Origin of the sequence: Halomonas eurihalina, assembly GCF_008274785.1 — a bacterium.
Lineage (GTDB): Bacteria > Pseudomonadota > Gammaproteobacteria > Pseudomonadales > Halomonadaceae > Halomonas > Halomonas eurihalina.
This window is the reverse complement of sequence record NZ_VTPU01000008.1, coordinates 195,672-209,998: the sequence shown is the minus strand read 5'-3', so window position 1 is coordinate 209,998 and position 14,327 is coordinate 195,672. Positions and strand designations below refer to the sequence as shown.

Genomic DNA, 14,327 nt, shown 5'->3' with positions numbered 1-14,327 from the left:
CCTCTTCCCTCTTCCCTCTTCCCTCTTCCCTCTTCCCTCTTCCCTCTTCCCTCTTCCCTCTTCCCTCTTCCCTCTTCTTTCTTACTGCCCTGAATCCGGCCAGTCGATGGTTGCTTCCTGGCCGTCGGGCAGCACCTGCAGGAAGTGGTCCGGGTCGTCGCCGGGCTGCCAGCCTCCCAGGGAGCAGCGTACCTCGCAGCCCAGCCGGCCGGCGGCTTCGCGGGCGCAGTCGGTATCCGTCGCCCAGGGCGTGTCGGGGCTGTCGAACCATAGGCTGGCGAAGCCGTCGGCGGCCTTGAGCACCAGCAGGATAGCGATGTCATGGCCGTCATGCTGGCCTTGCGCGCGCCAGCGATTCTTGCCGGCCGAGGTCATTGGCGGGGCGCCAAGGGTGTCGCCGAGCCAGGCATTCAACGCCTCCGGATCGACGTTGGCCAGGTAGATCTCGATGTCGGGATACATTTCCATGACTACTACCTCCGGCTCAGGGCCGCGATGTGCCGTTGACGAACAGGCGGGCGAGAACGGCTTCGTAGATCCGGCTTAGATCATCGAGGTCGGCGGCCCTGACGCGTTCGTCGACCTTGTGAATGGTGGCGTTCAGGGGCCCTAGTTCGACCACCTGGCTGCCGAGGCTGGCGATGAAGCGACCGTCCGAGGTGCCTCCGGAGGTGGAAAGCTCAGGCCGTCGGGCGAGGACATCCTCGACGCCGGCCAGGGTGGCGTCGACTAGTTCGCCTTCGGCGGTCAGGAAGGGTTCGCCGTTGAGGGTCCAGTCGATGTGGAAATCCAGGCCGTGAGTTTCGAGGATGGCCTCGGTGCGCTGCTGCAGCGCCTCATGGGTGACCTCGGTGGAGTAGCGGAAGTTGAAGGTCGCTTCCAGGTCGCCGGGAATCACGTTGGTGGCGCCGGTGCCGGCACGCAGGTTGGAAATCTGGAAACTGGTGGCTGGGAAGAAGGCGTTGCCGCCGTCCCAGTGCTCGCGCACCAGGGCGTCGAGTGCCGGTGCGGCCTGGTGGATGGGGTTGCGGGCCAGGTGCGGGTAGGCCACATGGCCCTGAGTGCCACGCACATGCAGGACGCCGCCGAGCGAGCCGCGGCGGCCGTTCTTGATCACGTCGCCGAGTTGCTCGGTGGAGGAGGGCTCGCCGACGATGCAGTAATCCAGGCGGTCGTGTGACTCACGGAGGTGCTCGACCACCGCGCGGGTGCCGTCCACCGCCGGGCCTTCCTCGTCGGAGGTGATCAGAAAGGCGATGCGTCCGGGATGATCCGGATGCTCGGTGACGAAGCGCTCCACGGCGGTGAGCATGGCGGCCAGGCTGCCCTTCATGTCCGCCGCGCCGCGCCCGCACAGCATGCCGTCGTCGTCGATGCGCGGTTCGAAGGGCGGATATTGCCAGTGCACCTCGGGGCCGCTGGGCACTACGTCGGTATGGCCGGCGAACGCCAGTACCGGGCCGTGATGGCCGTGCACGGCCCAGAAGTTCTCGACGTCGCCGAACGGCAGTCGCTCGATCTGGAAGCCGAGCTGGGCGAGGCGCTCGATCATCAGCTCCTGACAGCCCTGATCGTCGGGGGTGACGGAGGGGCGTCGCATGAGCTCCATGGCGAGCTCGAGCGTGGGGGACAGGGTATTGACGGTCTCGGGTGAGGTCATGCGGGATTCCGGCGGGCCGGCCCCGGGCGCCGCAGCGCCCGGGAACGACTCAGTTGTGGGCGTGCAGCGCTTCGTTGAGGGCGATGGCGCTCTTGTTGGTCAGGCACTCGATGCGGCCGTTCTGGGAATTGCGACGCAGCAGCAGGTCGTCCTGGCCGGCCAGTTCGCGTGCCGCCACGGTACGGACTTCCTGGCCCTGGTCGTCGAGCAGGGTGACCTTGGCGCCGGCAGTGATATAGAGCCCGGCCTCGACGGTGCAGCGATCCCCCAGCGGAATGCCGATGCCGGCGTTGGCGCCGATCAGGCAGCCTTCGCCGACCTTGATGACGATGTTGCCGCCGCCGGACAGCGTGCCCATGGTGGAGCAGCCGCCACCCAGGTCGGAGCCCTTGCCGACCAGCACGCCGGCGGAGATCCGGCCCTCGATCATCCCGGGGCCTTCGGCACCGGCGTTGAAGTTGACGAAGCCTTCGTGCATCACTGTGGTGCCCTCGCCGAGGTAGGCGCCGAGGCGTACCCGGGCGGTGTCGGCGATACGCACGCCGCCGGGTACCACGTAGTCGGTCATCTTGGGGAATTTGTCGACGCAATCCACCGAGAGGGCCCGGCCTTCGAGGCGGGCCTTGAGGCGGCGTGCCGGCAGCTCTTCGATATCGATGGCGCCTTCGTTGGTCCAGGCGATGTTGCGTAGCAGTCCGAACATGCCGGTCAGATCGATGCCGTGCGGCTTGACCAGGCGATGGGAGAGCAGGTGTAGCTTGAGATAGACCTCGGGAGCGTTCTGGGGAGCGGTGTCCTCGGCGATGAAGGTGGCGACCAGCGGCCGCTGGCTGGCGGCCAGGGATTCGGCAAGCTCGGCCTGGACCTCATGGCCGGCGGCCTTGAGCGCCTCGGCGAGCTCGGCGCAGTGTTCCGGCAGGAAGCTGATCGCGGCGTTGCCGGCGGGGGCGTCCAGCACCTTGGCGGCGGCTTCGACCAGGCTGGCCTCGGGGTTCAGCAGGGGCGCCGGATAGTAGATCTCCAGCCAGTCGCCCTGGGTGTTCTGAGTGCCGATTCCGAGTGCAAAGCTGAGCATGTGGGAGTCCTCTCGGGTGCAGGGGCGCCGGGGCGCCTCACAGGTTGTCGTAGTCGCCATCGCGGAAGCCGACGAGGATGTCGTCGCCGGTGTCCAGCAGTGGTCGCTTGAGCAAAGTGGGGTTGGCCAGCATCAGCTCGCGGGCCTTGTTGGCGTCGATGTCGGCCTTGTCGGCGTCGTCGAGCAGCCGCCAGGTGGTGCTGCGCTTGTTGAGCAGGGTCATGACCGGAACATGCTCGAGGATGTGTTCGAGCAGCGCCGCGGACAGGCCGTCCTCGCGCAGGTCGTGGGTCTGGAAGGGGATGCCCTTGCCTTCCAGGGTCTTGCGGGCGCGACGGCAGGTGTCGCAATTCTTGATCATCATCAGCGTCATCATGGTGTCGTCTCCCAACTGACGGTTTGCTCGATCAGGTCGCGCATGCGCCAGGCCGCTTGCGTGGTGGCCTCCAGGTCGTCGACCAGCGCCAGGCGGACCCGGCCGGCGCCGGGGTTGTCGCCGTCGTTGCCTGGCCGCCCCATGTAGCTGCCCGGCAGTACGCTGACGTGCCTCTCGGCGTATAGCGTTCGGGCGAAGGCCTCGTCATCGCCGCCGGGCACCGCCGGCCAGAGATAGAAGCTGGCCTCGGGTGTCGGGAAATCCATCACCGGGGCGAGGATCTCGGTCACCGCCGCGAACTTCTCACGATAGGCGTCGCGGTTGGCGCGCACATGCGCCTCGTCGCGCCAGGCGGCAATGGAGGCGTGTTGCAGCGGCAGCGACATAGCGCAGCCATGGTAGGTGCGATAGCGACGGAAGGCCGAGATCAGCTCGGCGTCTCCGGCCACGAAGCCTGAGCGCAGCCCCGGCAGGTTGGAGCGCTTGGAGAGCGAATGGAAGACCAGGCAGCGCCGGTAGTCCTGGCGGCCGAGTTTCGCGCAGGCCTGCAGCAATCCCGGTGGTGGGGCGGATTCGTCCAGGTAGAGTTCCGAATAGCACTCGTCGGCGGCGATGATGAAATCGAATTCGTCGGCCAGTTGAATCAGGCGCTCGAGATCCTCGAGCGGGGTCACCGCGCCGGTGGGGTTGCCCGGTGAGCAGACGAAGACGATCTGCACCTCGCGCCAGGTCTCGGCCGGTACGGCCTCCAGGTCGGGACGGAAGTCGTGTTCGGCCCGGCAGTCCAGGGTGAGCGTCGTGCCGCCAGCCAGCAGGGTGGCGCCTTCATAGATTTGATAGAAGGGATTGGGCACGGCGACCCGCGCGGGGCGTGTCCGGTCCAGGGCCGCCTGGACGAAGGCGAAGATCGCCTCCCGGGTGCCGTTGACCGGTAGGACCTGGCGATCGGCATCGAGGTCGTCGAGGTCGAAACGCTGGCTCGCCCAGTCGGCGATGGCGCGGCGCAGCTCGACGAGCCCGCCGGTTGCCGGATAGCGGGCCATTTCGTGGCGCTGATCGACGAGTGCCTGCAGGGCGCCCTCGAAAGGGGCATGGCGAGGTTCGCCGATGGTCAGCGGAATATGGGGCAGTGCATCGGGCGGCGTAATGCCCGCCTTGAGGGCGGCAAGCCGCTCGAACGGATAGGGTTGGAGCGCGTCGAGGTCGGGGTTCATGAGTGTCCAGTCGAGGGCCGTGATCGGCGTCGTTGTGTCGTGTCGCGTCGCGCGGGCAGAAGGCCGATTATAGGGAACCCCCGGATGGGCCTCAAACGCGCCGGTCGGCATTCCCCTCAGCCGCTTATGTCGAGCACTTCGATCAGGCGTTCGCGCAGGCGACGCTGGCGTTCAGCGTCGATGAGCGGGGCTCCAGCCTTGTCGGTAATGAAGAAGACGTCCTCGACACGCTCGCCCAGGGTGGCGATCTTGGCTGCTGAGAGGGCGATGTCCTGCTCCATGAAGATGCGTCCGACGCGTGCCAGCAACCCTGGGCGGTCCGGGGCGATGAGCTCGAGCAGGGTGCGTTCATTGGCTGGGTCCTGGCGGATGAAGACCTGGGTGGGCACGCGGAAATGCTTGAGCTGCCTCGGTGTGTGCCGGGTGACGATCTGCGGATAGTCGTCGGGGTCGTCGAGTTCCTCCACCAGGTGGTGGCGGATTTCTTCCAGCCGAGCGGGATCGCGGATGGCATGGCCGTGGTCGTCGAGGACGATGAAGGTGTTGAGGGTCCAGTTGTTGCTCGAGGTGGCGATGCGGGCATCGTGGATCGATAGCCCCAGTTGTTCCATGGCCGCTGAGGTGGCGGCAAACAGATCGTCCACTGAGCGGGTGTGGATGAACACCTTGGTGCCGCCTTCGGCCATGTCGGCGGTGGGCGCGCTGAGCAGAATCAGCGGCAGGTCACTGCCGGCGTGGGCGAGGATACCCTGGGTCTGCCAGGCGATCTCGCTGGGGGCGTACTGGAGGAAGTAGTCCTCGCCCAGCGAGGCCCACAGGCGATCGACCTGCTCCATGTCGGCGCCGACCGTGGCCAGCAGGGAGTGGGCCTCATCACGCGTCTCGCGCACCGAGTCGTCGCGCTCCATGGGGTTTTCGAGGCCACGGCGCAGGGCGCGCCGGGTTTCGCCGTGGAGCTGGCGCAGCAGCGAGGCTCGCCATCCGTTCCATAGCGTGGGGTTGGTGGCATTGATGTCGGCCACCGTCAGCACGTAGAGGTAGTCGAGCCGGGTCTCGTCACCGACGCAGCGAGCGAAGTCGCTGATCACGTCGGGATCGGTGATGTCGCGCTTCTGGGCGACCATGGACATCAGCAGGTGATGCTCGACCAGCCAGCTCACCAGCCGGGTGTCGCGCTCGGAAAGACCGTGCTCGCGGGCGAAGGCCTCGACATCCTGGGCGCCGATCAGCGAGTGGTCGCCACCGCGGCCCTTGCCGATATCGTGGAACAGTCCGGCGATCCACAGCAGGTCCAGGCGGGGTAGCTGCTGCACCAGTTCGGCCGCGACGGGGAAGCTCTCCCGGGCGTCGGACTTGCGGAAGCCGTGAATGCACTTCAGCAGCAGCAGGGTGTGGGCATCCACGGTGTAGATGTGGAAGAGGTCATGTTGCATCAGGCCCACGGCCTGGCCGAAGATCGGCAGATACTTGCCGAGCACGCCGTAACGGTTCATGCGCCGCAACTGGCGGGCCACGTTGCCGCTGGAGCGCAGCAGCGCCATGAACAGGCGCTGGTGGTGAGGGTCGGCGCGAAAACGGTCGTCGATCAGATGACGATGGTCGCGGATCAGGCGGATGGTGTCGGCGCGCACGCCCTCGATCTCGGGGTGCTCGGCCATCAGCAGGAAAAGTTCCAGCAGTGCCGAGGGGTGTTCCTGGAAGAGTATCCGCGAGCGGGCCTGGATGTAGCCGCCCTTGATCTCGAAGCGCTCGTTGAGGGATGTGGTCTCGAACGACTCGCCGCCGTGCAGGATGGCTTCGTCAAAGTGCTGCAGCAGCATGTCGTTGAGCCTGGCGAGCGCGGTGACGTGGCGATAGTAGCGCTTCATGAACTGTTCGACGGCCAGGCGCTCCGGGGTGTCGTGGTAGCCGAACAGCTCGGCGATGGCGCGCTGGTGGTCGAACAGCAGGCGGTCCTCGGCGCGGCCACTGAGCATGTGCAGCGCATAACGCACCTGCCAGAGGAAGGCTTGGCCCTGGCTGAGGATGTGCAGCTCGGCGTCGTTCATGAAGCCATGGGCGACCAGGTCTTCGTAGCGCTGGGTGGCGAAGTGTCGCTTGGCCACCCAGCCGATCATCTGGATGTCGCGTAAGCCGCCCGGGGAGCTCTTGATGTTGGGCTCCAGGTGGTACTCGGAGTTGTTGAAGCGGTAGTGGCGGCTGATCTGCTCCTGCCACTTGGCCTCGAAGAAGCGGTCCGCCGGCCACAAGTGGTCTGGTGACAGGCGTTGCTGCATGGCCTCGCGCAGTCGCTCGGGGCCGGCCAGGGTGCGTGATTCGATCAGGTTGGTGATCACCGTGACGTCGGCGGCGGCCTCGTGGAAGCAGTCGGCGAGCGAGCGTACGCTGTGGCCGATTTCCAGGCCGATGTCCCAGAGAAAGGTGATGAAGGTGGTCAGGGGCTCGCGGTAGAGCGTGTCGTCGTCCTGTTCGAGCAGTAGCAGCAGGTCGATGTCCGAGTGGGGATGCAGTTCGCCGCGACCGTAGCCGCCTACGGCGAGCAGGGCGATGCCGTCGTCGGGCCAGTCATGCTGCTCCCAGGCGAGCGCCAGCAGGCGATCCAGGCACCGGGCGCGGCCATGAACCAGGTCGCGAATGTCGGCGCCGGCGCGAAAGCGTTCGTCGAGCCGTGCCTGAATCTCGCCCAGCGCCGCCTTGAAGGGCGCGATGGGCGAGCGGCTGCCGCCGAGTTCGGCGCGGAACTTCTCGATGTCGAACAGCGTCTCGTCGGACTCGAACCGATAATGGTGGAGCAGCATGATGGACCGGCTCAGTGATCGAGGAACGAGAGGTCTTCGTCGCGACGAGCGGTGAGGACCTCCACGCCGGTGGCGGTAACCAGCAGGGTGTGCTCCCACTGGGCGGTGAGCCCCTTGTCCTTGGTCACGGCGGTCCAGCCATCCCGGAGCACCTTGGTGCGATGGTCGCCGATATTGATCATCGGCTCGATGGTGAAGCACATGCCTTCCGCGAGGGTGATGTCTGCCTCGGGGGCATAACCATCATAGTGCAGGATCTGCGGTTCTTCGTGGAAGCCGGCGCCGATGCCGTGTCCACAGAAGTCACGTACCACTGAATAGCCGTTGGCTTCGGCGTGCTGCTGGATGACGCGGGCCAGGTCGGAGAGCCGCACACCCGGGCGTACCTCGGCGATACTCTTGTACAGGCACTCCTGGGTGACGCGCGACAGCCGCTCGCCCTGGATGGTCTCGCCGACGATGAACATCATGCTGGAGTCGCCGTGGTAGCCATCGGCGGTTTTTACCGTGATGTCGATGTTCATGATGTCGCCTTTCTTGAGCTTCTTGGCGTCATCGGGGATGCCGTGGCAGACCACGTGATTGAGCGAGGTGCAGATCGACTTGGGAAAACCGTGATAGTTCAGCGGGGCGGGCGTGGAGCCCAGCTCGTTGACGATGTAGTCGTGGCAGCGCCGATCGAGCTCGCCGGTGCTGACGCCGGCCTGCACGTAGGGGGTGATCATTTCCAGCACACTGGCGGCCTGGCGGCCCGCTTCGCGCATCTTCTCGATTTCGTCGGGCGTCTTGATGGGTACGTTCATGGAAACTCGGATTCAGGGGTGGCATGGCCGCCAGCAACGCGCCAATCGCGAAGCGTGGACGTCGGGCGACTTCATCTCGAAGGTAATCCATGGTATAAAGCTGCGCGCCTTCCTGCAATCGCCGATCCTGCTCGTCCCCAAGGTGTCGAGTTGGTAGTACGGTCGGAAGGTGCCAATGTAAACGCAACGCCTTGAAAACACACATGCACCGGCACATGGTCCCGGGTGCTGCCGGCACGACCGGCGGTCGGATCCATGGGGTGCATGGAGGCCTAACCCGATTTTTCAGGAGTCATCCATGGCACACGTCAATATGCGTGACCTGCTGAAGGCAGGCGCTCACTTCGGTCACCAGACCCGTTACTGGAACCCGAAGATGGGCAAGTACATCTTCGGCGCACGTAACAAGATTCACATCATCAACCTCGAGCATACGCTTCCGGCCCTGAACGAGGCCATCGATGTGGTCGAGAAAATGGCGGCCGCGAACAACAAGATCCTGTTCGTGGGCACCAAGCGCAGCGCCAGCAAGGTCATCAAGGAAGAAGCCAATCGCGTCGGTCAGTCGTTCGTCAATCATCGTTGGCTCGGCGGCATGCTGACCAACTTCAAGACGATTCGCCAGTCCATCAAGCGCCTGCGCGAACTTGAGACCATGCACGAGGACGGCACTTTCGAGAAGCTGACCAAGAAAGAAGTGCTGATGGCGACTCGCGAGCAGGACAAGCTCGAGCGTTCCATCGGTGGTATCAAGGACATGGGTGGCTTGCCCGATGCTCTGTTCGTGATCGATGTCGATCATGAGCGGATTGCCATCAACGAGGCGAACAAGCTGGGCATTCCGGTCATCGGTGTGGTGGATACCAACTCCGATCCGGATGGCGTCGACTACGTGATCCCGGGCAACGATGATTCCATCCGCGCCATTCAGATCTACGTGAAGGCGATCGCCGATGCCTGCGCCCGCGCGAAGGAAGGCCGTCCCGACGAATTCGTCGAGGTCACCGAGGAAAGTGCTGGCGACGACGCCGCCGCTGCCGAGTGATCGAGGGCCCGGCAGGGCCGTGAAATCGCGCCGCTTGTCGGCGGTCCGTCGCCGTGACGGCGCAAGGGGGCTCCGGCCCCCTTGCTTGCGCCCCGGGGCGGAAACGGGATTCGCCGGGTACGCCCGGCTCCCATCTTCCAGGTCGAACCATTCAGAGGACACTACCCATGGCAGCTATCAGCGCCTCTCAGGTCAAGGAACTGCGCGAGCGTACCGGGCTCGGCATGATGGAGTGCAAGAAGGCACTCACCGAAGCCGGTGGTGATATCGACACCGCCATCGAGAATCTGCGCAAGAACTCCGGTCTCAAGGCCGCCAAGAAGGCTGGTCGTACCGCCGCCGAAGGCGCCATCGTCACCCGCGTCGCGGAAGATGGCAGCTACGGTGTGATGGTCGAGATCAACTCCGAGACCGACTTCGTGGCCCGTGATGACAACTTCATCGCCTTCGCCGACAAGGTGGCCGATGCCTTCTTCGCCGCCAAGAGCGAAGACGTTGCCGCCATCATGGAAGGCGAGCTGGAAGCCGATCGCGAGCAACTGGTACAGAAGATCGGCGAGAACATCGGCGTGCGTCGCAGCGTCGTCGTCGAGGCCGCATCCCAGGGCGGCAGCCTGGTCGGTGCCTATGTGCATGGCAACCGCATCGGCGTGCTGACCGTGTTGAACGGTGGCAATGCCGAGGTCGCCAAGGATGTGTCCATGCACGTCGCCGCGCTCAACCCGGCCGTGGCACTGCCCGAGAACATGCCCCAGGAAAAACTGGACGAAGAGAAGGCGATCATCCTGGCCCAGCCTGATATGGCTGGCAAGCCGGAGCAGATCGCCGAGAAGATGGTCCAGGGTCGCCTGAAGAAGTTCCTGGCCGAGAACAGCCTGACCGAGCAGCCCTTCGTCAAGGATCCGAACCAGAGCGTTGCCGAGTACGTGAAGGCCGCCGACGGCGAAGTGATTGGCTTCACCCGTTTCGAGGTGGGCGAGGGCATCGAGAAGGAAGAAGTCGATTTTGCCCAGGAAGTGATGGAACAGGCCAAGCGTAGCTGAGGTCAAAGGTTCCAGCATGACGATGGCGTGCGCAATGGCGCACGCCATCGCGTATCCGGCCGGTGTGTCCGGCCACTCACGTCCATTCGCCGAGTTCCGGGAGATCCACGCATGAGCAGTGCCGAGCAAACCGTTCCAGCAAAGTCCGACAAGCCCCGTGCTGACGTCTCGAAATACAAGCGCATCCTGCTCAAGCTGTCCGGTGAAGCCCTGACCGGTGACGCAGAGTTCGGCATCGATCCCAAGGTGCTGGATCGGCTGGCGCTGGAGATCGGGCAACTGGTCGGCATCGGCGTCCAGGTCGGCATCGTCATCGGTGGCGGCAACCTGTTCCGTGGTGCGGCGCTTCACGAGGCCGGCATGGACCGGGTTACCGGCGATCATATGGGCATGCTGGCCACGGTGATGAACGCGCTCGCCATGCGCGACGCCCTGGAACGCTCCAACATCCGCTCGCGGGTGATGTCGGCGATTCCCATGAGTGGCGTGGTGGAGCACTACGACCGGCGCACCGCCATCCGTTACCTGACATCCGGTGACGTGGTGCTGTTCTCGGCGGGCACCGGCAACCCCTTCTTTACCACCGACTCCGCGGCTTGCTTGCGTGGTATCGAGATCGATGCCGATGTCGTGGTCAAGGCCACCAAGGTGGATGGCGTCTACGACAAGGATCCGGTCCGGCACGTCGACGCGGTCAAGTACGAACAGCTTTCCTATGACGACGCGCTCGACCAGAAGCTCGGCGTCATGGATTTGACCGCCATCTGCCTGGTGCGGGACCATGACATGCCGGTTCGCGTGTTCGACATGAACAAGTCCGGGGCGCTGCTGAACCTGGTGGTGGGCGGCAGGGAAGGCACGCTGATTGACAGAGGGTGAAATCGTGATTGACGACATCAAGAAGGATGCGGAAACCCGCATGAAGAAGAGCCTCGAGGCTCTTCACAATAACTTCAACAAGATCCGCACCGGGCGCGCTCACCCGAGCATCCTGGATGCGGTGAACGTGGAGTATTACGGCAGTCAGATGCCGATCAACCAGGTGGCCTCGGTCAACGTCGAGGACGCCCGGACCCTGACGGTGGTGCCCTGGGAACAGAGCATGGTGCCCAAGGTGGAAAAGGCCATCATGACCGCCGAACTGGGCCTCAACCCGGCCAGTGCCGGTAATGTCATCCGGGTGCCGATGCCGATGCTCACCGAGGAAACTCGCAAGGGCTACATCAAGCAGGCGCGTCAGGAGGCCGAGAACACTCGGGTGGCGGTGCGCAACGTGCGTCGCGATGCCAACCACGAGCTCAAGACGCTGCTCAAGGACAAGGAAATCACCGAGGACGATCAGCGTCAGGGTGAGGACGATATCCAGAAGATCACCGACAAGATCGTCGCCGAGATCGACAAGGCACTGGAGTCCAAGGAGCACGATCTGATGCAGGTCTGAGGGAAAAGCGGCGCCGCTCGAGGGCGTCGCCCCGATACCTGCACACCTGTGTTCCATTCGCCATGCGAGACATCATGACGTCACCGCAGTCCCTTCATCTGCCGCCCAACGGGAACGCCCCCCTTCCGCGTCACGTGGCCATCATCATGGACGGCAACAACCGCTGGGCGAAGGCCCGTGGCCTGTCCGGCGTACGGGGCCATCATGCTGGCGTCGAGGCCGTGCGAGCGGTCATTCGCCGGGCCGCCGAGCGCGGTGTCGGCACCCTGACGCTCTTTGCCTTCTCCAGCGAGAACTGGAGGCGCCCGGCCGCCGAGGTTCAGGCCTTGATGGAGCTGTTTCTGATGGCACTCAAGCGTGAGGTCAAGAAACTGCACGAGCATGATATCCGGTTGTCGGTCGTCGGGGAGCGCGAAGGCTTCTCGTCGGCGATCCAGAAGCATATCGAAGCGGCGGAATCCCTGACTGCCGACAATACCGGCCTGCACCTGGTGATCGCTGCCAACTATGGTGGCCGCTGGGATATCGCTCGCGCCGCCCGACAGCTCGGTGAGCGCGTCGCTGCGGGTGAACTTGACCCGGCCGGCATCGACGAACGGGCCATGCAGTCCGAACTGTGCCTCGGCGACGCCCCACCGGTGGATCTGTGCATTCGCACCAGTGGCGAGTGTCGTATCTCCAACTTTCTGCTGTGGCAAATGGCTTACGCCGAGCTTTATTTCACGCCGGTACTGTGGCCGGACTTCGGAGCTGAAGCCTTCGATGAGGCCCTGGTGGATTTCGCCGGGCGGCAGCGGCGCTTCGGCATGACGGACGAGCAGGTCGAGGCGCACGGTGCTTAAGCAGCGCATTATCACCGCCGCCTGGCTGGCGCCGTTGACTCTGCTCGGGCTGTTCGGCCTTGAGGGCGTCCCCTTTGCGTTGTTCACGGCGGTCGTCGTGCTACTGGCCGGGTGGGAATGGACCCGGCTGGCCGGCCTGGAGTCGTCGCGCCAGCGCGGACTGACGGTCGCCGCTCTGGGCGGTGCCATGTTGCTGCTCGGCCTGATGGGGGCCACCCATGCGACCTGGCCGCTGTATCTGGGCGCTCTGGGATGGTTGCTCAATCTCTACTGGGTGACGAGTTATCCGGCACGCTCGGCGCAGTGGCGTTTCTCCGGCGTGCGGCTGGCCATGGGCGCCTGGGTGCTCCTGCCGACCTGGGTGGGCTTCAGCGTGCTGCGCGAGAGCGGGGCAGTCTGGCTGTTGTTCGTGTTGTTGCTGGTCTGGGGGGCCGATATCGGCGCCTATTTCGTCGGCCGGGCGCTGGGGCGACGCAAGCTGGCGCCGAGTGTCAGCCCCGGCAAGTCCTGGGAAGGCGTGGCCGGCGGTGTGCTGGTCAGTTCGTTGCTGGCGGTGTTGTTCGCCGTTTGGCAAGGGCTGGGCGTGACCGATGGCCTGGGCCTGCTCGCCGTGACGATCATCGTGACGCTGGCCTCGGTACTGGGCGATCTTCTGGAAAGCATGCTCAAGCGTCATCGGGGGCTGAAGGATTCCAGTCAGCTGTTGCCCGGCCATGGCGGCGTGCTGGACCGCATCGATAGCCTGACCGCAGCCGTCCCCTTGTTCGCCCTGCTGCACCTGGGAGTCTCTTGACCATGTCCTTCGCTGCGCCGCTTGACGTGACCGTGCTGGGGGCTACCGGTTCTATCGGCACCAGTACGCTCGATGTCATCGCGCGTCACCCGGCCCGCTATCGCGTTCATGCCCTGTCGGCGAACCGCTCCCGGGATCGCCTGCTGGCGCAGTGCAAGACGCATCGGCCGAGGTTGGCCGTACTGGATCGCGAGGCGGACGCTGACTGGTTGCGCGAGCAACTCGCCGACGCGGGAGTGGACACCGAGGTCCGGGCCGGCGTCGAGGCGTTGGTCGAGGTCAGCGCGGCGCGCGAGGTCGATGTGGTGATGGCTGCCATCGTCGGTGCCGCCGGCCTGTTGCCGACCCTGGCGGCGGTGCGGGCTGGCAAGCGCGTCCTGCTGGCCAACAAGGAAGCCCTGGTGATGTCCGGGGGGCTGTTCATGGAGGAGGTGACGCGTTCCGGCGCCACCCTGTTGCCCATCGATTCCGAACACAATGCCATTTATCAGTGTCTACCCACCGAGCATCGCGGCGGATTGGCACGACATGGCGTCACGCAGTTGCTGCTGACGGCATCCGGTGGCCCTTTCCGGGGCTGGGATGCCTCGCGGCTGGCGAAGGTGACGCCGGAACAGGCCTGCGCCCATCCCAACTGGTCGATGGGCCGCAAGATTTCGGTCGACAGCGCCACCCTGATGAACAAGGGGCTCGAGTTGATCGAGGCCTGCTGGTTGTTCGATGCCCACCCCGATCAGATTCAGGTGGTGGTGCACCCGCAGAGCGTGATTCACTCCATGGCCGCCTATAACGACGGTTCGGTGATCGCCCAGTTGGGCAATCCCGACATGCGCACGCCGATCGCTTATGGGCTGGCTTGGCCGGAGCGCATCGAGTCAGGCGTGCAGGCGCTGGATCTGTTCGAGGTGGCGCGCCTTGATTTCGAGTCACCCGATGAGTCGGCCTTTCCCTGTCTGCGTCTGGCGCGCGAGGCCATGACTGCTGGCGGAACGGCGCCTGCGGTGCTCAATGCTGCCAACGAGGTGGCCGTCGAGGCCTTTCTCGAAGGGCGGCTGGGGTTTGCCGGGATCGGTGAGTTGGTGGGCCGAGTGCGTGATGCCTGCCCGGTGGAGTCGGCCGATGAACTCGGCGGGATCCTCGAAGCCGATGAGCGGGCGCGGCGCGAGGCGTGGACAAGGCTCGAGAGCCGATGACGTTGCCTGGTCATGCGACAATTGATCCGACGTGCCTCGATGGT

General features: G+C 64.9%; 15 protein-coding genes. 8 read left to right on the top strand and 7 right to left on the bottom strand.

Features of this window, described 5'->3' with window-relative positions:
• Nucleotides 1-81: 81 nt before the first annotated feature.
• From FZZ93_RS10180 to map, 7 genes are all read right to left on the bottom strand, one after another.
• Nucleotides 82-468, bottom strand: a complete 387-nt coding sequence (locus tag FZZ93_RS10180; RefSeq protein ID WP_149322215.1) for a hypothetical protein — start codon at nt 466-468, stop codon at nt 82-84.
• 16 nt (nt 469-484) lie between these two features.
• Nucleotides 485-1,660, bottom strand: coding sequence for a succinyl-diaminopimelate desuccinylase (gene dapE / locus FZZ93_RS10175; RefSeq protein WP_149322214.1), 1,176 nt, complete (start codon nt 1,658-1,660; stop codon nt 485-487).
• A 49-nt stretch (nt 1,661-1,709) separates the two neighbouring features.
• A complete protein-coding gene (gene dapD / locus FZZ93_RS10170) occupies nt 1,710-2,735 on the bottom strand; it encodes a 2,3,4,5-tetrahydropyridine-2,6-dicarboxylate N-succinyltransferase (protein ID WP_149322213.1) in 1,026 nt (341 codons plus the stop codon).
• A gap of 37 nt (nt 2,736-2,772) precedes the next feature.
• The gene (locus FZZ93_RS10165; protein ID WP_149322212.1) at nt 2,773-3,111 is read right to left on the bottom strand and encodes a Spx/MgsR family RNA polymerase-binding regulatory protein; all 339 of its coding nucleotides are present in this window, start codon (nt 3,109-3,111) and stop codon (nt 2,773-2,775) included.
• Nucleotides 3,108-4,325, bottom strand: coding sequence for a succinyldiaminopimelate transaminase (gene dapC, locus FZZ93_RS10160; RefSeq protein ID WP_149322211.1), 1,218 nt, complete (start codon nt 4,323-4,325; stop codon nt 3,108-3,110). The genes FZZ93_RS10165 and dapC overlap by 4 nt, the downstream gene beginning before the upstream one ends.
• 116 nt (nt 4,326-4,441) lie before the next feature.
• Nucleotides 4,442-7,123, bottom strand: a complete 2,682-nt coding sequence (locus FZZ93_RS10155; protein ID WP_149322210.1) for a [protein-PII] uridylyltransferase — start codon at nt 7,121-7,123, stop codon at nt 4,442-4,444.
• Nucleotides 7,124-7,134: 11 nt separating this feature from the next.
• Nucleotides 7,135-7,926, bottom strand: coding sequence for a type I methionyl aminopeptidase (gene map / locus FZZ93_RS10150; protein ID WP_149322209.1), 792 nt, complete (start codon nt 7,924-7,926; stop codon nt 7,135-7,137).
• Here map and FZZ93_RS18345 point away from each other — a divergent pair.
• The 8 genes from FZZ93_RS18345 (at nt 7,925) to ispC (ending at nt 14,283) form a co-directional block, all read left to right on the top strand.
• Complete coding sequence (locus FZZ93_RS18345; RefSeq protein WP_187774506.1) at nt 7,925-8,083, top strand: hypothetical protein; 159 nt, start codon at nt 7,925-7,927, stop codon at nt 8,081-8,083. The two genes, map and FZZ93_RS18345, sit on opposite strands and share 2 nt — an antisense overlap.
• A gap of 141 nt (nt 8,084-8,224) precedes the next feature.
• On the top strand, nt 8,225-8,971 hold the full coding sequence (gene rpsB, locus FZZ93_RS10145; RefSeq protein WP_149322208.1) for a 30S ribosomal protein S2: 747 nt from the start codon (nt 8,225-8,227) through the stop codon (nt 8,969-8,971).
• A 167-nt stretch (nt 8,972-9,138) separates the two neighbouring features.
• On the top strand, nt 9,139-10,014 hold the full coding sequence (gene tsf / locus FZZ93_RS10140) for a translation elongation factor Ts (RefSeq protein WP_149322207.1): 876 nt from the start codon (nt 9,139-9,141) through the stop codon (nt 10,012-10,014).
• Nucleotides 10,015-10,125: 111 nt separating this feature from the next.
• Nucleotides 10,126-10,893: a UMP kinase gene (pyrH, locus tag FZZ93_RS10135; RefSeq protein ID WP_149322206.1), complete on the top strand. Its 768-nt coding sequence runs from the start codon at nt 10,126-10,128 to the stop codon at nt 10,891-10,893.
• Nucleotides 10,894-10,897: 4 nt separating this feature from the next.
• Entirely contained in the window at nt 10,898-11,455 is a 558-nt protein-coding gene (frr, locus tag FZZ93_RS10130; RefSeq protein ID WP_149322205.1) for a ribosome recycling factor, read from the top strand.
• Between the two features lie 74 nt (nt 11,456-11,529).
• Complete coding sequence (gene uppS / locus FZZ93_RS10125; protein WP_246146177.1) at nt 11,530-12,297, top strand: polyprenyl diphosphate synthase; 768 nt, start codon at nt 11,530-11,532, stop codon at nt 12,295-12,297.
• Nucleotides 12,290-13,090: a phosphatidate cytidylyltransferase gene (locus FZZ93_RS10120; protein WP_149322203.1), complete on the top strand. Its 801-nt coding sequence runs from the start codon at nt 12,290-12,292 to the stop codon at nt 13,088-13,090. Before uppS ends, FZZ93_RS10120 begins: the two co-directional genes overlap by 8 nt.
• 2 nt (nt 13,091-13,092) lie before the next feature.
• Nucleotides 13,093-14,283, top strand: a complete 1,191-nt coding sequence (gene ispC, locus FZZ93_RS10115) for a 1-deoxy-D-xylulose-5-phosphate reductoisomerase (protein ID WP_149322202.1) — start codon at nt 13,093-13,095, stop codon at nt 14,281-14,283.
• The last annotated feature ends 44 nt before the right edge of the window (nt 14,284-14,327 follow it).

What these genes read in the sequence shown, in the direction of transcription:
- FZZ93_RS10180 (WP_149322215.1), bottom strand. Translation starts at nt 468, where the DNA reads ATGGAAATGTATCCCGACATCGAGATCTACCTGGCCAACGTCGATCCG.
- dapE (WP_149322214.1), bottom strand. Translation starts at nt 1,660, where the DNA reads ATGACCTCACCCGAGACCGTCAATACCCTGTCCCCCACGCTCGAGCTC.
- dapD (WP_149322213.1), bottom strand. Translation starts at nt 2,735, where the DNA reads ATGCTCAGCTTTGCACTCGGAATCGGCACTCAGAACACCCAGGGCGAC.
- FZZ93_RS10165 (WP_149322212.1), bottom strand. Translation starts at nt 3,111, where the DNA reads ATGATGACGCTGATGATGATCAAGAATTGCGACACCTGCCGTCGCGCC.
- dapC (WP_149322211.1), bottom strand. Translation starts at nt 4,325, where the DNA reads ATGAACCCCGACCTCGACGCGCTCCAACCCTATCCGTTCGAGCGGCTT.
- FZZ93_RS10155 (WP_149322210.1), bottom strand. Translation starts at nt 7,123, where the DNA reads ATGCTGCTCCACCATTATCGGTTCGAGTCCGACGAGACGCTGTTCGAC.
- FZZ93_RS18345 (WP_187774506.1), top strand. Translation starts at nt 7,925, where the DNA reads ATGGAAACTCGGATTCAGGGGTGGCATGGCCGCCAGCAACGCGCCAAT.
- map (WP_149322209.1), bottom strand. Translation starts at nt 7,926, where the DNA reads ATGAACGTACCCATCAAGACGCCCGACGAAATCGAGAAGATGCGCGAA.
- rpsB (WP_149322208.1), top strand. Translation starts at nt 8,225, where the DNA reads ATGGCACACGTCAATATGCGTGACCTGCTGAAGGCAGGCGCTCACTTC.
- tsf (WP_149322207.1), top strand. Translation starts at nt 9,139, where the DNA reads ATGGCAGCTATCAGCGCCTCTCAGGTCAAGGAACTGCGCGAGCGTACC.
- pyrH (WP_149322206.1), top strand. Translation starts at nt 10,126, where the DNA reads ATGAGCAGTGCCGAGCAAACCGTTCCAGCAAAGTCCGACAAGCCCCGT.
- uppS (WP_246146177.1), top strand. Translation starts at nt 11,530, where the DNA reads ATGACGTCACCGCAGTCCCTTCATCTGCCGCCCAACGGGAACGCCCCC.
- ispC (WP_149322202.1), top strand. Translation starts at nt 13,093, where the DNA reads ATGTCCTTCGCTGCGCCGCTTGACGTGACCGTGCTGGGGGCTACCGGT.